Origin of the sequence: Desulfitispora alkaliphila (assembly GCF_050433185.1) — a bacterium.
GTDB classification, from domain to species: domain Bacteria; phylum Bacillota; class Desulfitisporia; order Desulfitisporales; family Desulfitisporaceae; genus Desulfitispora; species Desulfitispora alkaliphila.
The window spans coordinates 69828-92150 of record NZ_JBNPXS010000001.1; the positions used below are offsets into that span (position 1 = coordinate 69828).

A 22323-nucleotide genomic window follows, 5' to 3' on the forward strand; every position below is an offset into this window, starting at 1 on the left:
TAATAGGTTCATCTGCAACAGCTTCTTTTTTAAAATTCACAAGATTTTACTGTTCGAGGAAAAGGAGTGACATCTCTAATATTGCTTACACCTGTCATGTACATTACTGCTCTCTCAAAACCCAGACCAAAGCCAGCATGTTTTACTCCTCCGTATTTTCTCAAGTCAAGGTACCACCAGAGCTCTTCTTTATCTATGTTGAACTCATCCATCCTGCGCTCAAGTACCTCAAGTCGCTCTTCCCGTTGACTACCTCCTATGATTTCGCCAACTCCTGGCACTAGTAAATCCATTGCCGCAACAGTTTTCTCATCATCATTCATTCTCATGTAGAAAGCCTTAATATCCTTGGGGTAGTTTATTACAAATACAGGTTTCTTGTACACCTTTTCAGTTAAATATCTCTCGTGCTCAGTTTGCAAATCACTTCCCCACTCTACAGGGTACTCAAATTTATCCTTTGCTTTTTGTAAAATCTCAATAGCCTCCGTATAGCTTACTTGAGCAAATTCCGCACTTGCAATGTTTTCTAATTTTTTCTTTAGGCCTCTTTCTACAAACTTATCAAAGAACTCCATCTCTTCTCTTGCATTCTCTAGTACATAGGCAATAATGTACTTCATCATTTCCTCCGCAAGCCTCATGTCATCATTTAAGTCTGCAAAGGCTATTTCCGGCTCTATCATCCAAAACTCCGCTGCATGACGAGATGTATTTGAATTCTCAGCCCTAAAGGTGGGCCCGAAGGTGTATACGTCGCGAAAGGCCAGGGCGAAAACTTCAGCCTCTAGCTGTCCACTAACTGTCAAGTTTGCTTTTTTGCCAAAAAAATCTTCAGAGTAATTAACTTTTCCCTCTTCTGTAAGAGGAGGATTTTTTGGATCCAATGTAGTTACCCTAAACATTTCACCTGCACCTTCTGCGTCACTGGCAGTTATTATTGGCGAATGCACATAAACAAAGCCCTTGTCTTGAAAGAACTTGTGAATAGCATAGGAGATTAGAGATCGAACTCTAAACACTGCTGTAAATAGGTTGGTTCTAGGTCGCAGATGAGCTACTTGCCTTAAAAACTCTTTACTATGTCTCTTAGGCTGAATTGGAAAGTCTTCCGGCGACTCCCCTTCTACAGTAACTTCTTTTGCCTTAATTTCAAAGGGTTGCTTAGCATCTGGAGTGAGTATTAGTACTCCTTTGATACTAATGGCAGTACCTGCTCCAAGCCGGGCAACTTCATCAAAGTCGGATAGTTGATCTTTCTCATAAACTATCTGGATCGTGTTAAAGTGGGTTCCATCATTTAGCGCTATAAAACCAAAAGATTTCTGATCTCTGTTACTCCTTATCCAACCTTGAACCTGTACCTCTTTATTCTCATACCTTTTAGTATCACGTACTAATTGTCTTACTACAGCTTTTTCCATAGCATATCAATTCTCCTTGTCATATTTGGTTAGTTATAAGTTTACTATATTTTACTATAATTATACAAGCTTAGTTGTTCATTGTCAGAAGAAACGCCCCACGACAATATTTGACAACTTTTGCGCGGCTTTAGAGGAAATAGTACGGCTAATAGAGAAAATTTAATAAACACCTCTGAAAGGGAGTATCACAGTTGAGAAAATATATTGCTAAAATCACAATCATAACTGTAATATGCATTTCTATTCTTATAATAGATTGTGCTTTTAGCCCTTTAGATGCCAGTGAACAACCAGAAGCAGTGAACGGCTTGCTAGACTTAAGAGATTGGGATTGGGAGCAAGATGGCATTATAACTTTGGACGGTAAATGGGAGTTTTATTGGCAAGAGCTCTTAACCCCTAAAGACTTTCCTATTAGAGATTTGTCAGTAAATAAATCTTTTATACCGGTGCCCAGAACCTGGAATAACTATGCCGTCAATGCCGAAGCACTGTCTGGAGAAGGATATGCTACTTATCGATTGTTAGTTCATACATCAGATGAGCAGATTATAGGATTAAAAATACCTAGAATCTTTACTTCTTACAACCTCTGGGCTAATGGCAAACTAATAGCTTCTAACGGAGAAGTGGGAAAGGATAGTGACCATTCCACTCCCCAGTATTTACCTAAAGTAAAATATATACATCCTGAAGCCGATACAGTAGAGCTAATTGTACAGGTAGCTAATTTTTATCATCGCAGTGGAGGAATCTTGGAGAGCTTGAGTATGGGATCTGGTGAGCAAATTAATCAGCTGCGCTCCCGCAATCTAGCTAATGAACTCTTTCTCTTTGGCAGCTTATTTATCATAGGAGCCTACCATTTATGTCTTTTCATATTCAGGAGTAAAGATAGATCTTTTCTTTATTTTGGTATTTATACTATTCTTATTGCTTTGCGAACTGTTTTAGTTGGCGAAATATACTTTATTAATCTGTTTCCCAATTTCTCATGGGAATTAGCCCATAAAATTCAGACCTTAGCATACTACATGGGAATACCTCTAATTTTTATGTTTTTGAAATCTATTTATCCTAAAGATATTTCTAAACGGTTTCTTGTTTTTGTCCAAGCTGTTGGCCTAAGCTTTTCTCTTTTAGTTTTGTTGACACCAGCAAAATTTTTCACTCAGTTCAATTCAATCTATCAAATATTTACACTACTAACGATCCCTTACTTTATTTATTTCATTTTTTCTATATGTAGGTGCCATATTAGATGGCACGGTGCCAGATCCAAAACAACAGGAGGAATATTTACAACGGGTTATAGATAAAGTTACTAGTTTGAATTATATGGTAGAGCAACTTATGGACTTATCAAACTTAGAGTCTCGTCAGTTAAAATTCAATATTACGTCCGTCCCTCTAATTGAATTTGTCAAAAGTATAGAAGAAAAATATATTTTAGATTTTAAAACAGCTGATATAGTATTTCATTCTAATTGCAATGGTGAATGGATCGATAAAATAGATTCTCCTGTACCGTTAACAGTGCCTATAGATATAAAGCAATTGGATCGTGTTTTTGCAAACTTACTAAGCAACGCCCTTTCTTATACACCTAAGGGAGGAAAAATTGAACTTAACTTTAATTTGAGCCAGGACAACAAAAATCTCATGGTAGAGGTAGCAGACACAGGTACTGGTATACCTGAAGAAGATCAGACTCATATTTTTGAGCGTTTCTATAAGGTTGCAAAAGCTCGTCAAGCTAGTCACAAAAGCAATGGCTTAGGTTTGGCTATTGCAAAAGAAATCGTGGAATATCACGGTGGTCAGATATGGGTTAAAAGCCAGCTAGGCATAGGCAGCAGTTTTTTCTTCACTCTGCCTGTTCAGATTAATGAAGATATAAGGAGAGGTGAAACCGTTGGCAGGTGAAAAAATATTAATTGTAGACGACGACGCAGATATTAGGGAAATACTTACTCTCTATTTAGAAAAGGAAAACTATAAGGTGGTTTCAGCCGAGGAGGGTCACCAAGCAGTTTCTCTAGCTCTTTTGGCTAACCCTAATTTGATTATTTTGGACATAATGTTACCGGGACTTGACGGAGTTGAGGTCTGTCAGGAAGTGCGAAAAAAGTTAAATACCCCTATCATATTTTTAAGCTGCAAAGCTACACCTATAGAGAAATCTATTGGCTTAGCTGCAGGCGGCGACGACTATATGGGGAAGCCCTTTGAAGCGGTAGAGTTGCTAGCACGGGTTAAAGCTCAATTGCGCAGAAATCGAGTTTTGCACAGTTCTACTAGCTCTAATAAAGTATTAAATTACCCGAACTTATCTATCGATTTAAGCAGCCATCGTGTAATTGCATACGAACAAGAGGTAGTTTTGTCTCCTAGGGAATTTCAGCTCTTAGTTCTATTGGCACAAAACCCAAACAAATTGTTTAGTAGTGAAAACCTGTTTCAGATATTATGGGGCTCAGAAAGCTTTGGTGACCACAGAACTGTAATGGTTCATATAAGCAACATTCGAAAAAAAATTGAACTGGATCCCTCAAAACCTGTATATATTCATACAGTTAAGGGTGCTGGCTATAAGTTTAGCGTTTCACAATTATAGTGCTTAGCCAAGTAGTTAGACTCGCTGGTCTACTAATATGCCAACAGCATCTTGAATCTGCGCTATTATGTCCAACATTCTTTCAGATGGGATTTCCTTAATAAGAGACTGTTCCTGGCGATCAAGTACTTTTACCATCACACGGTTGGTTTCTTCATGTATAGAGTACTCTAATTTTATATCATTGTATTTTAACTTTTTGTTGACAAAATTAATTTTTCCTTCTAGTTGTTTAAAAGGAGTTTCTTGAATGTGGTTTTTGACTTGTTTTATATGATTATTAGCAGCAAGTATTCGATCTTGCCTTAGAGAATTTATAGTAGAACTGCTATAAGAACTTTCTACTCCAGAACATATTCTCATTATGGAACCTCCCTACTCTTATGTTTTTGCCTATTATACTATACATTTTAACTAGCTAAGTTAAAGTTAACTTAAAGTTAATATTAATTTTTGTTGAAATATGTAATAATGTCTAGGGGACGGTTCTTCAATACTTCGAAGGACCGTCCCTTGACAACAGCATACTACTTCCAGCTTCTGTATTCACTTATAGGAAATACTCTTGCCAAGTACACCTGATCTATTCTCACATTGCCGTATTTAGAAGAGTTTTTACCACCTACATTAAAGTACTCTTCATTATAGTCTATTCCACCAGTGCTTCCCTGGCTAGACCAATACCTGAGGCCAATAATTCTGTTGTCTTCCTTGATCCAATTCAGGAACACTGCTGTGTGACCCGTATTGTTTTCTCGACTGATATCTATGAAATCCCCTGGTCTAGCATCCTCCAGTCTATGTATTTGCTTGCCTACACCATATCTCTCCACTGCAGTTGCTATGTTATTGCTATGCTTAGGCCCTGAAGCTGCATACCACATTAAAGCAAATTGGAACAGCTCGTCCCTGTTCATGCCGTTAAAATCATCAATTTGAATACCTAATTTACGATTTCGCTCTTGCATTGCTTTGAAAAAGACTTCAAATGTAATTCCCGAGCAATGAGTCGCTCGATTACCGCTGGGGTGAGCTCGCAACAACACCTGACCTTGATAGTGCAATGTTGTGGATACTCCGTTATAGTTTTGATAGTCGTTATTTAATATGTATGGATAATTTCCCGGACCGATTTGATAAGTTTTTATAATATCTAATACATATTGGTTTAAATCCTGACCGACTCCTGTATCTACTCTACTATTATTAGCTTCTTTTGAACCTCTTTCTACTTTTGGTTCTTCTTCAGTTTCAGTACTTTCATTTTTTTTATTTTCTTTAACTTCTTCTTTAACTTCCTCTTTAACTTCTTCTTTTTTTACTTCATTTTTAACTGGTACGCTTTCCTCTTCTAACTGATGGCTTTCGTACTGATTTTCCTCTTGACCACCACTTCCAGCCGCATGTACCACATATGTAATGAAAAATCCTACAACAAGAATTCCAATAACTAATGCTATCAGTCCCATCATCTTTCGCGAATTATTATTTTCCATTTTCTTCTCCTTTTACAATAGTTATTTTAGAATGATTCTATATTAATAATAATACTTAAAAAGAGCTCAAATGGTAGTGGTAATATTACCTAATTAATTTTATTTGTAAAATTCCAGGATTTTTTTGCTATTTTTTAAAATCTAAAAGGGATATACGATTTCTCGAAGAATTTAATATGCAATTAAGAAAATTCGAACAAAGAGGTGTTGAACGGTGCATATTTTAGCCCTAGTACAAGGTGTTTACGGAGAGCGAATAGTATCGCATATTCAAAACAACTTGCCTCAAAGTTGGCGAATTCAGTCCTTCACAGTTCCATCCATTAGTTTAGCTGTAGTTGACGACCCGGATGAGTTTTTACCGCAAAATATGGATAAGGCAGACCTAATCCTACATTTAGCAGAAGCTCAGCAAGCAGCACAGTTACTGACTGCTGTGGTCGAAAAAACTGGAGCTAAAGCAGTTATTGCTTCTATTGATAACGGGGCTTGGATTCCGCTAGGCCTTAGAAACCAACTCAAGCGCGAATTGGAGAAAGAAATGGTTGATATTGTTTTCCCAGAGCCCTTTTGCTCCCTCACTGAGTCAACTGCGGGTTTTGGCGATAGCTTCATGGAGTACTCCAGTGAAACCGCCTCTCAGTTTGCCCGCTATTTTGGGAAACCAGTTTTAGATGTACAATTAGATTCTAAAACAAATAAAATAACGGGAGCAAAAATAAAGAGGGGAGCACCCTGCGGATCTACTCAGTATACGGTTAATCGCATGAAAGGTTATACTCCTGAAAATGTTACACCTCATGCAGGATTAATGTGTTTGCATTATCCTTGTCTGGCATCTATGGAATTTATAAACACTAGTGAAGGCGTGGACACTATTATGCATCTATCTGGCAAGGTTTTTAATGAAGCGGTTGAACGTTCCCTAACAGCACAGGGGTTGATTGATTAGAAAGGGGCGGTTTCTCCTGACAACATTCAGGAGAAACCGCCCCTTGACATCTTGCTTGTCTTATTTGAAGAGCATATTGGCAATAATACCCCCTAGATATATACCCACAATACCTAACACACCTGCCAACGCTGGCGGTGCAGGTAACGGTAAATGTAACAGCTTAAAAATTACTCCTAGGATTATTCCTGCAATCAGGCTCATAATTAATTGTGACATCATGTCCTCCAAATTGTATTTTTTATTATTATTAGAAGCTTTTTATGGATTAATTCATATTATTTATATACCTCTTTAGCTATCTTAATTCCGGCTTGTCCATCAGCAGCGTAAAAGTCAGCGCCAATCGTCTGAGCGTATTGAGGCGTAAGTACAGCTCCTCCTACCATTATCTTGCAATTTGGCATCTTTTTTTTCAGAGCTTTTATTGTTATCTCCATGTTTCGCACAGTTGTAGTCATCAGTGCACTCAAACCTATTAGTTTCACATCGTGCTCCATTGCTTTTTCCACAATGGTCTCTATTGGTACATCTTTACCCAAGTCAATTACATTGAATCCGTAGTTCTCAAGGAGCATCTTAGCAATATTCTTACCTATGTCGTGAATGTCTCCTTGAACTGTGGCCAATAAAATCTTCTCTTTGTTAGAACTATTCAAATCTTGAAGCGCCTTCATTTTTATTACTTCTAAACCCTTTTTCACCGCTTCTGCTGAACGTAATAGCTGGGGTAAAAAGAGCTCCTTCCTTTCATAACTCTGCCCAATCTTATCAAGAGTGGGGATAAAGTAGTTATCAATAATATGGAGGGGCTTGTGATCAACTAGCATTTTTATAACCCTTTCTTCTACTTCTCCCTGCCTACCTTCTATGATTAGCTCATCCAAACCCTTCTCTCCTTGGACTTTGGCTTCTTGGTTATGCTGTGAAATATTTTGAGTAATTTTTTTTATAAATTCTTCAGCCTCTTGATCCTGGTTGTTAAGTACTTTAAATGCAGCAATAGTATCCATCATCTCTTTTGATAGTGGGTCAATAATAGGGGCATTTAAACCTGCCCCCAGGGTAGCTGCTAAAAAAGTGCGGTTAATAAGCTCTCTGTTAGGCAATCCAAAAGAAACATTGCTCACACCTAAAGCAGTTTTTAGTCCCAGTTCCCTTTTAACTAAAGCCACGGCCTTAATTGTCTCTTCTACCATCTTTTGTTGAGCAGAAGCAGTCATGACCAGGCAGTCTATAATCAAGTCTTCTTTGGCAATACCATAGGATTCAGCCCCCTTTAAGATTTTCTCAGCAATGGCCAGTCGTTCTTCCGCTGTCTCGGGAATTCCCTTTTCATCTAAGGTGAGGCCAATTAAAGCTGCACCGTACTTTTTAGCTATTGGGAAAATCTTTTCCATCCATTCTTTCTTGCCATTGACCGAGTTTATTATGGGCTTACCATTGTATACCCGTACTGCAGCCTCAATAGCTTCTGGGTTAGAGCTGTCAATCTGAAGGGGTGTATCCACTACCCCTTGAATCTCCTTAACTATCTTCTCTAACATTTCACACTCATCTACTTCAGGAAGGCCCACATTGACATCGAGAATATCTGCCCCTGCCTTTGTCTGGTCAATAGCCTCTGCCAAAATGAAATCTAGCTGGTTGTTTCTCAGAGCTTCCTTCATTCGCTTTTTACCAGTAGGGTTAATCCGCTCACCAATTACTGCCACTTGATTTATAGTAGCTGTTTTAGTTGCTGAGGCTACACATGTCACTGGCTTTACTCGCCTTTCAGCTGGTATCGCTCTAGTGATTACTTTTTTAACCTCTTCTATGTGCTGAGGCGTTGTTCCACAACAACCGCCGATTAATTGCACACCTAGCTTGACCAACTCCTGGGCATAAGCGCCAAATTCCTGTGATCCCACTGGGAATACTGTCTCATCTCCCTCTAGCTTTGGCAGCCCAGCATTTGATTGCACTATCACTGGCACTTTGGCATATTGTAAGACAGTTTTGACTAGGGGGAGCATCTCCTCGGGTCCTAGTGAGCAATTAATACCCAGGCAATCTACTCCTAATCCTTGAAGTACAATCGTTGCAGTCTGAGGGTCTGTTCCCACAAAGGTTCTTCCATCTTCTTGAAATGTCATAGTACAAATTACAGGTAGAGAGCTATTCTCTTTGGCCGCTAATACTGCCGCTTTAGCCTCATACAGGTCGGAAATTGTCTCGATTAAAATCAAATCGGCTCCCGCTTCCCTTCCCGCTATAACTTGTCTCTTAAAAATCTCATACGCCTGCTGAAAGCTAACTTCACCCAAGGGTTCTAACATTTTACCGATAGGCCCTATGTCCAAAGCAACCCATTTGGCATTTGAGCTTTTAGCCAGTGCTACTCCCTTTTTTATAACTTCTTCTACACTGTAGGAGCAATCCTGTAGCTTCAATTGATTTGCCTGAAAGGTGTTCGTTGTAACTATATCTGCACCTGCAGCTACATAACTTTTGTGAATCTGAGCAATTTTTTCTGAGTGTTCTAAGTTGTACAACTCAGGTAATTCTCCTGGTTCTAAACCCGCCTCTTGTAACATTGTCCCCATGGCACCATCAAAAACTAAAAATTGTTTATCTTTAAAGAGCTCCACAAGTTCCTTCCTCCTTTCGGTAACTGCAGTAGTTGTAAGCTGTACAGTCTACACATTTCTTTTTTTTAACTGCTAAAGGTTTTTCTGATAACCCTATTATAGCTGTCACTGACTTTCTAGGTGTTAACAGATGACTACTAGTGATGGCAAGGCCAATTTTTTGATATGCCTTTAGCTCCTTTAATATCTGCCCCTGTAGCTCTAGGGGCAAATCTCCATAACCAGGACTGTAGCGAGAAGTTAGGTGGGACCCCTTTACAACCTTCTTAATCTCTTGCTCTACCTGATTGCACAAAGCTTCGATAGCCTCGGTTGCACATGCATCTAAGATGGCTGCCCTGGTCATATCAGTCAGTTGGTACTGCCTAATTTTCCGGTCAACCTCCGCACCAAGGGTTGCCGCTAAAACTACACATTTCTCTACTTGAGCCAAGTATTCTCTAATAGAATTCCCCTCAAGATTGATGTTACTATCTGTTAGAGTTACTTCTTCCCGCCCCTTTTCTAACTTATAGATACCATAATGATACCGAGGCTTGGAAATCAGCTTTATCTCTTCAATACAGCTTTGAATTACTAGCTCTAGATTATAGTCAATGGTCTGACCTTTATAACCCAGATAACGCAGCACCTCATCTCGATTAATTTCCATTGGGTCACCTCTCTTCCCTCTAGATTGCCTGACTTAAATTTTTAAGTTTACCCACTATTGCTCTGGCAATTTGAGGTTGATTCATAGTGTAAATATGGACTCCATCTACCCCATTGCTTACTAGCTCCTCCGCCTGCTCTGCTGCATATTCAATTCCCCATTTTTTCAAGGATTCAGGATTGTTCTCGTATTTTACCAAGAGCTTAATTACCTTAGCAGGTAGGGAAGCGCCACACATATAAATCATCTTTTCAACTTGCTGCTTACTTAAAATAGGCATTATTCCAGCGGATAGTTTGCAATCTATTCCAGCCCTGTCTAGCTTTTCTTTAAATCTATAGAAAAGCTGGTTATCAAAAAACAGCTGAGTAATTAAGAAGTCTGCTCCTACATTTACTTTTTGCTTTAGATATTCTAAATCCCGCTGCACATCACTGCATTCAATGTGGCCTTCAGGATAAGCAGCAGCCCCCACACAAAAACTTCCTTTTGCTTTTATCTCTTCTATAAGGTCTACTGCATAATTATATCTAGCTTGTCCTCGCTGGTTATAATTTTTAGGGTAATCACCTCTCAGTGCTAGTACATTATATAGATTATTTTGCTTTAGCTTTTCTAAGGTGCTCTTGATTTCTTCCTCTGTACTAGTGATACAAGTGAGGTGAGCTAAGGCTTCAATCTCGTATTTTCTTTTGATAAGTGAAGCAATATCAATTGTGCTCTTGCTACCTGAGCCTCCGGCTCCATAGGTGACACTAATAAAATCAGGTCTTAAATGAGCTAGTTCATCGATAGTTTTGTAGATTGTATCAATATCCCCATCTTTCTTTGGCGGAAATACCTCAAATGAGATAACAGTTTTTTTTTGCTCGAAAATGTCTCCAATATGCATTGATGTCAGCTCCTTATTGATTGTCTGTTTAATTAAACATAAAAAGCCCCTTCTTTTCGTAAGAAGAGGCGTCTTAAAGGCATAAAGCCATACTTGAAAAACTCTCTTCCTATCTCTCAGCTAAAAATAGCTGCAGGAATTGGCACATTTTCAGCTAATGCTGACTGTTGCCGGGCTTCATCGGGCCAGTCCCTCCACCACTCTTGATAAGAAATTTATTATTTATATTTAATTTTATTTATGATAACATTATTTGTTGGTGTTGTAAAGGCTAATCCAAGTGTCTGCGCTGTTGAATTATGAATTTCCTGCAAAAGCTCCGGGTTCTCCATCAGTGACTTCCCATAAGAAGGAATCATTTCTTTGATTTTCGCTTCCCACTCTTCCATGTTTTGTGGAAAACACTTTTTGAGTACCTCAAGCATAACGTGAACCACAATAGAAGCACCTGGAGAAGCTCCTAGTAATGCTGCAGCTGATCCATCTTCAGCAGTAATCACTTCCGTACCAAATTGAAGTGTTCCTTTGCCACCTGCCTCAGTATCCTTGATAACTTGCACACGCTGGCCGGCTACTACTAGATCCCAATCTTCGCTTTTGGCGTTAGGGATAAATTCACGTAATTGTTCCATTCGCTGTTCTTTGGATAACATAACTTGCTGAATAAGGTATTTTGTCAACGCCATCTCTTTTGCGCCTGCTGCCAACATAGTTAAGACATTATCCGGTTTTACGGAAGTTAATAAATCAAATATTGAACCCTGTTTTAAGAACTTTGGTGAGAAGCCCGCAAATGGCCCAAACAGCAGCTCCTTTTTATTGTCAATAAATCTGATATCAAGGTGGGGGACAGACATTGGCGGAGCACCAACCTTAGCTTTACCGTATACCTTTGCATAGTGCCGTTCTACAACAGATGGATTATTACATGCCATAAATATTCCGCTTACCGGAAAGCCTCCAATATGTTTCCCTTCAGGAATACCGGACTTTTGCAGTAAATGTAGGCTTCCTCCCCCGCCTCCAATAAAGACGAATTTTGCAGTATGCCGTTCCACAGTACCGCTGTGGAGATTCTGCACTTTCAACTCCCACAATCCGTCACTGGTGCGTTTAATATCCTTAACATTATGCTTATATCTAATGTCAGCATCTTTTCTGTCCAAATGGTCAAATAACATCCGTGCTAAAGCACCAAAATTCACATCAGTTCCATATTCGGTTTTCGTTGCAGCTATTGGTCCATTAGACTTACGCCCCTCCATCATAAGTGGAAACCATTCTTTTAGGTCTTCTGGGTCATCAGAAAATTCCATCCCGTGAAACAAAGGGTTATTTGCCAGGGCTTCAAAACGCTTTTTTAAAAACGCTACATTCTGATCTCCTTGTACAAAGCTCATATGAGGTAGTCCCATGATAAAGTCCTGAGGATTACTTATCAGGTTTCTATTTACAAGATAAGACCAAAACTGCATTGAAACCTGAAATTGCTCATTGATTGTTATAGCTTTGTTAATATCTATAGATCCGTCCGGCTGTTGAGCAGTGTAGTTAAGCTCACATAGCGCCGCATGTCCCGTTCCCGCATTATTCCATTCGTTAGAGCTCTCCCCTCCTGCTTTCTCCAACTTCTCAAACACTGTAATTTCCCATCGGGGTACTAATTCTTTCAAAAGTGTCCCTAAAGTGGCACTCATTATGCCTGCACCAATCAAAACAACGTCTGCTCTACTTGTTTTATTACTCATTTTTACCGTCCTTATACCTTAATATTTGCAGAAAGGATGCAAGTGCAACTAGTCATACACCTTTTCTAATTAATTATATATTAATATATTTTATCAGAATTTTGCATAGATTAAAACAATTATTTTGTATAAACATTTAAGAACCACTATGTATGTTATACCAAAAATACAAGTTTCTCTTAAGAAGTCAAAATATCTTCTAAAAATTCATCAGAAACTTTATATTCTTTTGGTCTTTGAGTTACTAATTTAACAAATCCATCTCCTTCTAAGTTACTCATTATTTGATTTACTTTATATCTCGATTTATTAGAGAATTTCATCAACTGCGTTACAGCAAAATTGGTTTCTTCATTAACAAATACACTTAAATATGTCATTTTCCTTAATACATCTGATTCTTCCATTCGTTCTTTCCAGATATCACCTTTAAAGTATTTATGAATTCTTTCTATTTTGGACAAATTTATTTCTAAATCTTCAATAATTCCTTCTTGTCCTGATAAAAGTAATTCTAACATATCGATCAAATAAAAGGTCACCTCTCCTCTATTTAAAGGATAAGGTATTTCTTCAAGAGCTTTATAATACTTTGATTTGTTCTTATTTATTGCATAAGAAAAAGTTATTGCAGAGTATCTCTCCAAATATCTAGATAAATAACTACAAACTAATAAACGCCCTGTTCTTCCATTGCCGTCATAGAAAGGATGTATATATTCATAATAGTAATGTCCAACCATATAGCGATATAATTCTGGATACTGTTCATCATTGAGAAAATTAATTAATGCGTTTAATAATTCAATAATTTCCACTTCAGAACTTACTCCTATATGAGTTGTGTTTGATCCATCATTTATCTCTACGTATCCTTTTCTAAATAGTTCACCGTCAGGTTCATCTGCCTTATCTATCTCATCTGAGACTAAATCATCAAAGAGTTTTCTAAAATCTGATATTTCCGTAAAAGGTTTAATTTGCTCAATATACAGATATGTTTTCATTAATCCTTTAAAACGTTTTTGTTTTTTTTCAGATTTCATTACGTCGCCTAATACATCTTTCAATTCTTTTTTTGTACTACGTATACCCTCTATTTCATTATTACTTTGTGCTTCGTTTACAATTAGTTTATGGAAATATGGCTCTACAACGAATTTGGGAAGCTTACTAATAAGTGTAGATATTTTTGAACTATTAATTAACACTTTGTTATTTAAAGTCATTAATTGGTGGGTATTCACATAAAATAATCGGTAGATTTCATTAGTTATTTGTCCTTTTCTAAAACCTTTTATACTTAAATTTGTTATATAACTACCGTAACTGCTGTTTCTTTTTTCTACCTCATTTTTATAATAATCATTCCCCTTTTTGTAAAAAACTTTAGATAATTTTTCATATTCCATGTTTATCACCTGCCTTATTTAAAATTATGCCCGTTTTTTAATTTATATACTCAATTATATTTTATTAAACGTAAAAAATGAAGCTAATTTTAAATTAAATTTTCGTGATTTTTAAAAATAAACGGCCTGAGATCACAACATATATTTGTTGTGATCAGGCCGTTTATTATTTGTTTTAACCTTTTTTAAAAAACCTATTTACTTATGATACGGCTCTCCCCGACTAATCCTAAACGCCCGATACACCTGCTCCAGCAGTATCAATCTCATCAGTTGATGGGGAAAGGTCATCGGTGAAAAGGATAACCGCAGTTGGGCTCGCTCTAGCACCTGATCTGACAACCCAAGAGAGCCTCCAATAATAAAGATAACTTGACTTTTCCCGGTCACAGCCAAGTTGTCTAGCTTTGCAGCTACTTGTTCTGAGGTGAGCATCTGTCCCTGAACATCTAAGGCTATTACAAAGCTGTCCTGCTTTAGCTTTGCCATAACCCTCTCTCCCTCTCGCCTCTTTATCTGCTCCATTTCCGCCTCACTGGCTTTATCTGGCGTCGGTTCATCACTTATCTCAAAGATATTTAATTTGCAATAGCTACTAAGCCTCTTACTATATTCTTTGATCCCCTGTAGCAAGTATTTCTCCTTTAGCTTACCAACTGCAATCACTGTTACCTTCATTATCCTTATCAGCACCTTGACATTTTTTCTCTATTTCCTCTTTTAATTTCTCCCAAAAGTTTTCAGCCGGAACAGGTTTTCCAAAGTAGTATCCCTGCATTTCCTCACAATTATGTTCACGCAGAAAATCTAATTGCTCTTTGGTCTCCACCCCTTCCGCCACAACTCCAAACTTTAAACTCTTACCCAATACTATTACTGTAGATGCTATTGCAGCATTATTCTCATCAGATGTTATATCGTTTACAAAGGATTTATCTATTTTTAGCTTATTTATTGGGAACCGCTTCAGGTAACTTAAAGAAGAATAGCCTGTTCCAAAGTCATCAATAGATAGGTCTATCCCCATTTCATTAAGCTTTCTAAGCATTTTGTAGGTGTAATCTACATTTTGCATAGCTATACTTTCAGTAATTTCAAGCTCTAACCACCGGGGTTCTAAACCAGTCTGCTCCAGCACATCGGCCACTACTCGCAGAAAATCCTGCAACTGAAACTGACGTGCTGAAATATTAACTGCCATGCGCACAGGCTTATGTCCTGCTTCCTGCCATGCTTTATTTTGAGCACATGCAGCGCGAAGAACCCATTCCCCTATGGGCACAATTAATCCAGTCTCCTCAGCAATGGTAATAAATCTCCCCGGTGAGACTAATCCCCAATCAGGATGATTCCACCTAATAAGAGCTTCCATACCAATTATTTGTCCATTTGTAACATTAATTCGAGGCTGGTAATAAACCTCAAACTCCTCCTGCTCTATAGCTCGCCTCAAGCTATTCTCCATTTCTAGCCTTTCGAATGCCTTTTCATTTAGGGCATATGTGTATAGCTGGTAATTGTTTCTGCCGCTTTCCTTCGCCCGATACATGGCTGCGTCTGCATTTTTCAATATATTAGTTACATTAACCCCGTCATCAGGATAAATAGCTATCCCGATACTGGCCGTTAGATATAGTTGGTTTCCATCTATTTCCATAGGTTGTTTAACCGCCTTGAGTATCTTTTCTGCTACTTTGGCCACATCTTCCGATCTATTAACGCTTGTTACTAGTACAGTAAACTCATCTCCTCCCAAACGAGCTACTGTATCGTCAGTGCGTACACAGTCTACAATTCTGTCGGCGATAGTTTGTAGCAATTTATCTCCTATTGCATGACCTAAGGTATCATTGATAATTTTGAACCTATCTAAATCTAAGAATAGTACTCCTACTTTTGTTCCATTTCTCTTAGCGTGATTAATTTCAACCTGTAACCGATCCTTTAAAAGTGTTCTATTTGGAAGGTTGGTAAGGGCATCATGAAAAGCCTGATGCCATAGTCGGTCCTCATAGTGCTTCCGCTCAGTTATGTCTCTAGAAACAAAAACAATGCGAGTTTCACCTTGGGCAGTCTTATAAGCCTTCCCCGTACTTTCAAACAGCCTCACTTCTCCATTTTTATGAATAAACCTGGCGACAATCTGCTCAGCTTCCCCATACAGGTACTTTTTCAAGCCAGTTGCCACTATAGGCAAGTCTTCCGGATGTATGATAACGTGATATTTTATTCCCAGCAAGTCTGTTACATCATAGCCCAAAACCTCTTTATAGTTAGGGCTAGTGTAAATAAACTCACCGTTAATTCCAATCTCACTAATTAAGTCGTATGTGTTCTCAGTTAGTGTTCTGTAGCGTTCTCTGCTCTCTAACATATCCTTTTGGTATTGGCGTCGCTTGCTTATATCCCTAAATATAATTGTAAATATAAGCTGTTTGCCTAGGTAGCAATCACTAATGGAAAGTTCAATGGGAAAGGTTTCTCCATTTTTCTTTTTCCCCAAAACATCTGTCTCGTTAAAGTTAGTTTGACTAAGCTCTTTCATGTCCTCGGTGGTAATATCCTGCTGACAATATATTTTCGGTATTATCTTATTTATGTATCCACCAATAATTTCACTGCTCCTATACTGAAATATCCTTTCCGCCGAGGGGTTAATACTTAGAATTCTTCCCTGATCATCAATTGTAATAATCCCATCCAAAGCATTATTTATTATTGTATTTGAAAAAACCTCACTTTTATCCAGTGTTTGCTCTGTTATTCTAGCCTTTAGGATTCTTCCCACTCTCTTTTTTAAAACAGCATAATTAATAGGCTTTGTAAGGTAATCTATTGCCCCCGCGTCAAAGGCATCCTCAACAGTCTTTTCATCGGCTAAGCTAGTTATCATAATAACTGGAATGTGCTGAGTGCTGGAGTTTTCGTTTATCCTCTTACACGCTGTAATTCCTGTCAACTCAGGCATAACACAATCCATCAGTATTATATCGGGCATTTCACTAATGCTAATCTCAATAGCTTCTTTGCCATTTTCCGCCTCTAATACCTGATAACCCTCTTCCAGCATTATGGAAACAAGCGTCATTCGTATATATTTGGAATCGTCTACAACTAGTACCACTGGTTTTTCATCTGAAGTTAATAATCCGCTCATATTATCTCCCTCTTTTCAGCCTTTAACCTATTTAACTACTTTTTCTTCGGCATTTGAGGTCATTTTCCCTGCTTGTTCGATTTTTTTAAAATACATGTATAGTTTAGAAGCCTTTTATGAAAAATATATATAAGTTTGCTTTGATTTTAGATTAGGAGGTGAGCCCTGTAGATACAGGGATTAATTATGACGAGCAATGGAAAAAAACCTACTGTAGCTTATTTTTGTATGGAATATGGTCTCAATAGGGAGTTGCCAATTTACTCAGGGGGACTGGGTATCTTAGCCGGCGACTTCCTAAAAGCGGCTAAAGATGAAAATGCGCCAGTTATCGGTATTGGTATCCTATGGAAGCAAGATTACACGCAACAGTACATTGGTGATGATAGGCGTCCCTTTGACGTTTATCCCAATTTTGATTACAGCTTTCTAAAGGATACGGGCGTCTCGGTTCAGCTCAATGTACGAGGCGAGGAGGTTACATGCAAAGTACACATGGTAGATCAGTACGGTAATGCTCCACTATATTTACTAGATACTAACTTCCCCGGTAGCTCCCACGGTTGGATGACCAGCAAGTTATACGGAGGTGTGGAACAAGACCGGGTAGCTGCAGAGATGATTTTAGGTATTGGAGGCATCAAGGCCCTCCGTGCAATGAACATAGATATCGACCAGTACCACTTTAATGAAGGCCATGCTGTATTCGCAGGCATTGAACTTATTCGTGAAAAAATGCAGGAACAGCACATGTCCTTTGAAGACGCCATGACAGAAACTAAGCGTCAAGTAGCCTTTACTACTCATACACCTGTTGAAGCTGGCAACGAAGTTCACGATCACGGTTTGCTAGAATATATGGGTGCTTATAATGGCTTAAACAGAGATCAAATGACCCGTATTGGTGGCGATCCCTTTGGTATGACTGTAGCAGCACTGCGCCTATCTCACACTGCCAATGCTGTTTCCCAACTCCACGGGGATACCGCTCGCCAAATGTGGAAGGATGTAAGTGATGCGGCTCCAATTATCTCTATCACTAATGGGGTACACGGCGGAACTTGGCAGAGCCCTTCTATTCGCAACGCCTATAAACAAGGTCGAGACTTATGGCAGCCCCATATGGACCTTAAGGAAAAATTAGTCCGATATATTAAAGAAAAGACTGGGAAACAGTTTAAAAAAGAGAATTTAATAGTGGGATTTGCCCGCCGAGCTGCAGCATATAAGCGAAGCGGCCTCATTTTCAGCAAACCAGAAGTAATAGAGCCCTTGCTTCAGGAAGGAAAACTACAACTAGTATTTTCCGGCAAGGCTCATCCTAAGGACGAGCCGGGAAAAGATATTATTCAAAATATCATGCGCATGAGTGAAAAGTATCCAGACAGTATTGTATTTCTAGAAAACTACGATATGTATATCGGAGAGCTGCTAGTTCAAGGTGTGGATGTATGGCTTAACAACCCACGTCGTCCTATGGAGGCAAGTGGAACTTCTGGAATGAAAGCAGCAATGAACGGCGTTCTCAACGTAAGTGTTATTGACGGTTGGGTTCCCGAAGGAGTTGAACACAGAAGTAGCGGTTGGCTTATCGATAAAATGCTAACTGAAATGGATCAAGGGGATAACGAAGATGTTCAAGACATAAAAGCCCTGTACCGAGTACTATTGGACGAAGTGATACCCACCTATTACAACAACAGGACAAAGTGGTTAGAAATGATGCACTCAAGTATAACCATGTCAAAAGATCAGTTTTCATCAGCCCGCATGCTAAAACAGTATTTCTCGGAGATGTATGAGAAGAATTTTGAAGATGATGCTCCCCAAATGATGGCAGGAGCAGAACAACAAAACTATTCTCAGCAAAACCAGTACGATCAATACCCACAACAATAATAAAAGAGGTAGAGGATTTAAATCCTCTACCTCTTTTATTATGATCTCCATCTTAGTCAGCTGGTCTCTCTCCTAATTCAACTGTCACTTTCAAGGACTCACCCTTGCGTATTAGACCAACTGTAAGTTCATCCCCTGGCTTTCTCTTGTCCATCTGTGCCTTAAGGTCATCAAAACTAGTGAGCTTATTGTCATCTATAGCTACAATTATATCCTCTGCTCTAATTCCAGCCCTTTGCGCAGGCCCACCTGGCTCAACCTCAGTAATAAATATTCCTTTGGGCAAATCATACCATTGAGACTGCTGCTCTGTAATCTCTTGACCCACTATGCCTATATAAGGTCTACTTACATAACCCTGCTCTATCAGTTCATCTATAATTGGCTTAGCGCTACTAATTGGAATTGCAAAGCCCATTCCTTCCACTTGCGCTGTAGCAATTTTAGCACTGTTAATGCCTATAACTTCACCGCTTCTGTTTACTAATGCACCACCACTATTGCCAGGATTTATAGCAGCATCGGTTTGAATTAAATTAAATCTCAGATCTTGAATTTCCAGCTCTCGATCCAATGCACTTATTACTCCCGATGTAACCGACCTTGCAAAGTTAGGTCCTAAAGGGTTTCCAATAGCAACGGCTAATTCACCCACTTTTACCTCATGGGAGTTACCAAATCGAGCTACAGGCAAGTTATCCGCGTCTATCTTTAAGACTGCTAAGTCAGTACTGCGATCTGCTCCAATTACTTCAGCAGGATAGCTTCGTTCTTCGTCTATGGTTACAATTACTTCTCTAGCACCTTCTATTACGTGATAATTAGTAACTACATAACCTTCTTGGTCGAAGATAACTCCCGAACCATTACCTGCTCTAGGACTGCCAAAAAAACCTCTCACTTCCTGTACATTAGTGATCCCCACAACTGCAGGGCCCACCTTTTCAGCAATTTCCACCACTGGCCACTGCCCCTCTGGAGGCTGGGATGGTATTACTGGCGGTAGTACCTGGCCCCTGTCTTCCACCTCAGGGGGCGATAGCTGATTTGCAAAATAGGGTATATTAAATACTAAAAAGAGCGCTATAAGGCTTCCTGCTATTGCTCCAAGCAACATCAGCATAAAGCTTCCCCAGCGGGATCTGCCAGGTTTGTGATAGTAACTATCATTAAAGTGACTCATCTTCTACACCCCTTCTATTTTAACTTAGTATACTACCTATTGCATTTATTTAAACTGCTTTGAGCCCTTCCAGAGAAATAGTTTCTACTAGAGGATGAGGTTCCTCTCTGGGAGCCACTGTAACCTGTAACTCCAACCCCACTTGGACTCCTGATTTTTCTAAAATATCCTCTACTGTTTTTCTAGCTAAATAAGGTCTGTTGTTTTCTTGACTTAAGTGCCCTAGCACTACCTGTTGAGTATTACCACTGAGCCATTTATGCAATGCTGCACCTATTTCACTGTTTTCTAAGTGCCCCTTGCCTCCACGCACTCTTCTCTTTAGGCTTTCCGGATACGGCCCATGCTGAAGTAGATCTAAGTCGTGATTGGCCTCAACTAAAAGCAAATCACAATCGTTCATATGCTCATTCATGCCACTAGTAATGCAACCGGTATCTGTGGCCATACCTACTTTTTCACTGCTACTATATACCGCCAAGCCAATTGGATCTACCGCGTCGTGAGAGGTCTTAAAGGCCTCAACTTTTAGCTGACCTATTTCCTCCCCACTATGGGGCTCTATATATCTTTTGTTTTCTTGTACTATCTGCCCTACCTGGTCTTCAAGTTGCTCCCAGGTTTTTTCTGTTGCATACACAGGTAAATCTAACTTGCGAGATAGGATACCTACCCCTGCAATATGATCTCGGTGCTCATGGGTTACTACTATTCCATCTAGCTCCTTTGGATCTACCTTAACACTCTCTAATGCTTCAATAGTTTTCTTGCCACTCAAACCACAGTCTACTAGTATTCCCCCATTTTTAGTTCCAATGAACGTGGCATTTCCAGAACTGCCACTGCTTAAGGTTGTCAATCTCATATTGCGCTTTCACTCCAGTTTCTGTCATATCACATTTTTTGTATTTTTGCACCTAAGCCAACAAATTTTTCGACTATATTTTCGTAACCTCGCTCCAAACATTTAACATTGGTTAGCTCTGTAATGCCCTCAGCCTTTAACCCTGCCAATAACAGGGCAGCGCCTCCCCGCAAGTCCCAACACTTTACTTGAGCTCCTCGCAGCTGTGTCTTGCCTATGACAAAAGCTGATCTTCCCTCTAGTTTAATATTAGCGCCCATACGCCTCAGTTCACTAGCTACTTTAAATCTATTTTCAAATACATTTTCAATAACTGTACTGCTTCCCTCTATTCCCGTGAGCAAAACTAGCATTGGGGATTGTAAGTCGGTGGGAAAGCCCGGGTGTGGCATGGTCTTTATATCTACAGCCTTGCGGCATCCTGACCCTTGAACCTCTATCCAACTATCTCCCATCTCAACTCCTGCCCCTATCTCCTCTAGCTTTGCAGCTACCGCATGAAGGTGTTCTGGAATTATTCCGTTTACCCTGACACACCCTTTTGTCACAGCGGCTGCTATCATATAGGTCCCCGCTTCAATCCTATCGGGAATACAGCTATACCTTACTCCCCGCAACTGCTGTTTCCCATTAATGCGGATATAGTCCGTTCCCGCACCCCTCACTTTAGCACCCAGTGAATTTAAAAAGTTAGCTAAATCTATTATTTCAGGCTCTTTAGCTGCATTCTCAATAATAGTAGTCCCTTCTGCCCCTAAAGCCGCCAGCATAATGTTTTCAGTAGCACCTACACTGGGGAAGTCCAGATATATTTTGCTTCCAGTTAGTTTTCCTGAAGCTGTAATATAGCCCTGGTCAAGCTCAACCTTGGCCCCCATTTGCTTAATCCCTTTAATATGCAAATCCATAGGCCTAGTGCCAATATTGCATCCTCCAGGTACAGGTATCTCTGCCCGACCGCATTTTGCTAATAGGGCTCCCAAAAGTAAGCTCGATGCTCGCAATTCCTTTGCAAGCTCAAAGGGAACTCTTTCATTGCACATAGGACTGGCTTCTATCCTAACTGTGTTATCTTCAACCCATTCTACCTGAGCTCCTAGTTCTTTTAAAATTTTGATTTGGTAATATACATCCCTAATTCGGGGCACATTTTCTAATATAACTACTTCATCAGAAATTACGCTAGCTGCCAAGAGCGCCAGAGCGGAGTTTTTTGCGCCACTTACTTTGACACTTCCCTTAAGAACAGCTTCCCCTTGAACAAATAACCTGTCCACACTCTCCCCCCCCTTTAGAGCCCAGTGGGCTTATCCAGATTCATCTACTACTATATTCAAGCCTTTAAGACTATATTCCTGCCACAACAACAAAAGCTTTGCCACATTTTTTG

Annotated in this window: 19 protein-coding genes and 1 riboswitch; of the genes, 5 read left to right on the forward strand and 14 right to left on the reverse strand. The window is 39.3% G+C overall.

What is annotated here, in order from left to right:
* Positions 1 to 29 precede the first annotated feature (29 nt).
* Positions 30 to 1424, reverse strand: coding sequence for an asparagine--tRNA ligase (asnS, locus tag GGQ84_RS00370; RefSeq protein WP_429157726.1), 1395 nt, complete (start codon positions 1422 to 1424; stop codon positions 30 to 32).
* Between the two features lie 194 nt (positions 1425 to 1618).
* Between asnS and GGQ84_RS00375 the strand changes: the two genes are divergently transcribed.
* The 3 genes from GGQ84_RS00375 to GGQ84_RS00385 are packed head-to-tail and all read left to right on the forward strand — an operon-like array spanning position 1619 to position 4044.
* On the forward strand, positions 1619 to 2746 hold the full coding sequence (locus tag GGQ84_RS00375; protein ID WP_429157728.1) for a 7TM-DISM domain-containing protein: 1128 nt from the start codon (positions 1619 to 1621) through the stop codon (positions 2744 to 2746).
* Entirely contained in the window at positions 2697 to 3353 is a 657-nt protein-coding gene (locus GGQ84_RS00380; protein WP_429157730.1) for a sensor histidine kinase, read from the forward strand. The genes GGQ84_RS00375 and GGQ84_RS00380 overlap by 50 nt, the downstream gene beginning before the upstream one ends.
* Positions 3334 to 4044 carry a response regulator transcription factor gene (locus GGQ84_RS00385; RefSeq protein ID WP_429157732.1) on the forward strand — a complete coding sequence of 237 codons (711 nt, stop codon included), beginning with the start codon at positions 3334 to 3336 and terminating at the stop codon, positions 4042 to 4044. Before GGQ84_RS00380 ends, GGQ84_RS00385 begins: the two co-directional genes overlap by 20 nt.
* A 15-nt stretch (positions 4045 to 4059) precedes the next feature.
* On the opposite strand, the gene GGQ84_RS00390 is transcribed toward GGQ84_RS00385, so the two are convergent.
* Together GGQ84_RS00390 and GGQ84_RS00395 are read right to left on the reverse strand one after the other, a co-directional pair.
* Positions 4060 to 4407 carry a flagellar protein FlaG gene (locus GGQ84_RS00390; RefSeq protein WP_429157734.1) on the reverse strand — a complete coding sequence of 116 codons (348 nt, stop codon included), beginning with the start codon at positions 4405 to 4407 and terminating at the stop codon, positions 4060 to 4062.
* Between the two features lie 164 nt (positions 4408 to 4571).
* The gene (locus GGQ84_RS00395; protein WP_429157735.1) at positions 4572 to 5540 is read right to left on the reverse strand and encodes a hypothetical protein; all 969 of its coding nucleotides are present in this window, start codon (positions 5538 to 5540) and stop codon (positions 4572 to 4574) included.
* Positions 5541 to 5754: 214 nt separating this feature from the next.
* On the opposite strand from GGQ84_RS00395, the gene GGQ84_RS00400 reads away from it, so the two are divergent.
* Positions 5755 to 6492 carry a DUF166 domain-containing protein gene (locus GGQ84_RS00400; protein WP_429157737.1) on the forward strand — a complete coding sequence of 246 codons (738 nt, stop codon included), beginning with the start codon at positions 5755 to 5757 and terminating at the stop codon, positions 6490 to 6492.
* 60 nt (positions 6493 to 6552) lie between these two features.
* On the opposite strand, the gene GGQ84_RS00405 is transcribed toward GGQ84_RS00400, so the two are convergent.
* The 8 genes from GGQ84_RS00405 to GGQ84_RS00440 form a co-directional block, all read right to left on the reverse strand.
* Positions 6553 to 6711 carry a XapX domain-containing protein gene (locus GGQ84_RS00405; RefSeq protein ID WP_429157739.1) on the reverse strand — a complete coding sequence of 53 codons (159 nt, stop codon included), beginning with the start codon at positions 6709 to 6711 and terminating at the stop codon, positions 6553 to 6555.
* 59 nt (positions 6712 to 6770) lie between these two features.
* On the reverse strand, positions 6771 to 9125 hold the full coding sequence (locus GGQ84_RS00410; protein WP_429157740.1) for a homocysteine S-methyltransferase family protein: 2355 nt from the start codon (positions 9123 to 9125) through the stop codon (positions 6771 to 6773).
* The gene (locus GGQ84_RS00415) at positions 9112 to 9777 is read right to left on the reverse strand and encodes a vitamin B12 dependent-methionine synthase activation domain-containing protein (RefSeq protein ID WP_429157742.1); all 666 of its coding nucleotides are present in this window, start codon (positions 9775 to 9777) and stop codon (positions 9112 to 9114) included. The genes GGQ84_RS00410 and GGQ84_RS00415 overlap by 14 nt, the downstream gene beginning before the upstream one ends.
* A 19-nt stretch (positions 9778 to 9796) precedes the next feature.
* Entirely contained in the window at positions 9797 to 10669 is an 873-nt protein-coding gene (gene metF / locus GGQ84_RS00420) for a methylenetetrahydrofolate reductase [NAD(P)H] (RefSeq protein ID WP_429157743.1), read from the reverse strand.
* Positions 10670 to 10775: 106 nt separating this feature from the next.
* A riboswitch (SAM riboswitch) is annotated at positions 10776 to 10882 on the reverse strand.
* A gap of 5 nt (positions 10883 to 10887) precedes the next feature.
* A complete protein-coding gene (locus tag GGQ84_RS00425) occupies positions 10888 to 12417 on the reverse strand; it encodes a malate:quinone oxidoreductase (protein ID WP_429157745.1) in 1530 nt (509 codons plus the stop codon).
* Positions 12418 to 12596: 179 nt separating this feature from the next.
* Positions 12597 to 13829 (reverse strand): Fic family protein, encoded by a 1233-nt coding sequence (locus tag GGQ84_RS00430; RefSeq protein WP_429157747.1) that lies wholly within the window; start codon positions 13827 to 13829, stop codon positions 12597 to 12599.
* 198 nt (positions 13830 to 14027) lie between these two features.
* Positions 14028 to 14507 (reverse strand): 23S rRNA (pseudouridine(1915)-N(3))-methyltransferase RlmH, encoded by a 480-nt coding sequence (gene rlmH, locus GGQ84_RS00435; protein WP_429157749.1) that lies wholly within the window; start codon positions 14505 to 14507, stop codon positions 14028 to 14030.
* Positions 14479 to 16986: an EAL domain-containing protein gene (locus GGQ84_RS00440; RefSeq protein WP_429157751.1), complete on the reverse strand. Its 2508-nt coding sequence runs from the start codon at positions 16984 to 16986 to the stop codon at positions 14479 to 14481. Before GGQ84_RS00440 ends, rlmH begins: the two co-directional genes overlap by 29 nt.
* 186 nt (positions 16987 to 17172) lie before the next feature.
* Between GGQ84_RS00440 and glgP the strand changes: the two genes are divergently transcribed.
* The gene (glgP, locus tag GGQ84_RS00445; protein WP_429157753.1) at positions 17173 to 18885 is read left to right on the forward strand and encodes an alpha-glucan family phosphorylase; all 1713 of its coding nucleotides are present in this window, start codon (positions 17173 to 17175) and stop codon (positions 18883 to 18885) included.
* Positions 18886 to 18937: 52 nt separating this feature from the next.
* On the opposite strand, the gene GGQ84_RS00450 is transcribed toward glgP, so the two are convergent.
* Genes GGQ84_RS00450 through murA form a run of 3 tightly spaced genes read right to left on the reverse strand, consistent with a single transcriptional unit; the run spans position 18938 to position 22210 of the window.
* Positions 18938 to 20068, reverse strand: a complete 1131-nt coding sequence (locus GGQ84_RS00450; protein WP_429157755.1) for a S1C family serine protease — start codon at positions 20066 to 20068, stop codon at positions 18938 to 18940.
* A gap of 49 nt (positions 20069 to 20117) precedes the next feature.
* Positions 20118 to 20933, reverse strand: coding sequence for an MBL fold metallo-hydrolase (locus tag GGQ84_RS00455; RefSeq protein WP_429157757.1), 816 nt, complete (start codon positions 20931 to 20933; stop codon positions 20118 to 20120).
* 29 nt (positions 20934 to 20962) lie between these two features.
* Positions 20963 to 22210, reverse strand: a complete 1248-nt coding sequence (murA, locus tag GGQ84_RS00460; protein ID WP_429157759.1) for a UDP-N-acetylglucosamine 1-carboxyvinyltransferase — start codon at positions 22208 to 22210, stop codon at positions 20963 to 20965.
* Positions 22211 to 22323: the final 113 nt, after the last annotated feature.

Excerpts from the sequence above, each read along its gene's own strand:
- asnS (WP_429157726.1), bottom strand. The coding sequence starts at position 1,424 with ATGGAAAAAGCTGTAGTAAGACAATTAGTACGTGATACTAAAAGGTAT.
- GGQ84_RS00390 (WP_429157734.1), bottom strand. The coding sequence starts at position 4,407 with ATGAGAATATGTTCTGGAGTAGAAAGTTCTTATAGCAGTTCTACTATA.
- GGQ84_RS00395 (WP_429157735.1), bottom strand. The coding sequence starts at position 5,540 with ATGGAAAATAATAATTCGCGAAAGATGATGGGACTGATAGCATTAGTT.
- GGQ84_RS00405 (WP_429157739.1), bottom strand. The coding sequence starts at position 6,711 with ATGTCACAATTAATTATGAGCCTGATTGCAGGAATAATCCTAGGAGTA.
- GGQ84_RS00415 (WP_429157742.1), bottom strand. The coding sequence starts at position 9,777 with ATGGAAATTAATCGAGATGAGGTGCTGCGTTATCTGGGTTATAAAGGT.
- metF (WP_429157743.1), bottom strand. The coding sequence starts at position 10,669 with ATGCATATTGGAGACATTTTCGAGCAAAAAAAAACTGTTATCTCATTT.
- GGQ84_RS00425 (WP_429157745.1), bottom strand. The coding sequence starts at position 12,417 with ATGAGTAATAAAACAAGTAGAGCAGACGTTGTTTTGATTGGTGCAGGC.
- GGQ84_RS00430 (WP_429157747.1), bottom strand. The coding sequence starts at position 13,829 with ATGGAATATGAAAAATTATCTAAAGTTTTTTACAAAAAGGGGAATGAT.
- rlmH (WP_429157749.1), bottom strand. The coding sequence starts at position 14,507 with ATGAAGGTAACAGTGATTGCAGTTGGTAAGCTAAAGGAGAAATACTTG.
- GGQ84_RS00440 (WP_429157751.1), bottom strand. The coding sequence starts at position 16,986 with ATGAGCGGATTATTAACTTCAGATGAAAAACCAGTGGTACTAGTTGTA.
- glgP (WP_429157753.1), top strand. The coding sequence starts at position 17,173 with ATGACGAGCAATGGAAAAAAACCTACTGTAGCTTATTTTTGTATGGAA.
- GGQ84_RS00450 (WP_429157755.1), bottom strand. The coding sequence starts at position 20,068 with ATGAGTCACTTTAATGATAGTTACTATCACAAACCTGGCAGATCCCGC.
- GGQ84_RS00455 (WP_429157757.1), bottom strand. The coding sequence starts at position 20,933 with ATGAGATTGACAACCTTAAGCAGTGGCAGTTCTGGAAATGCCACGTTC.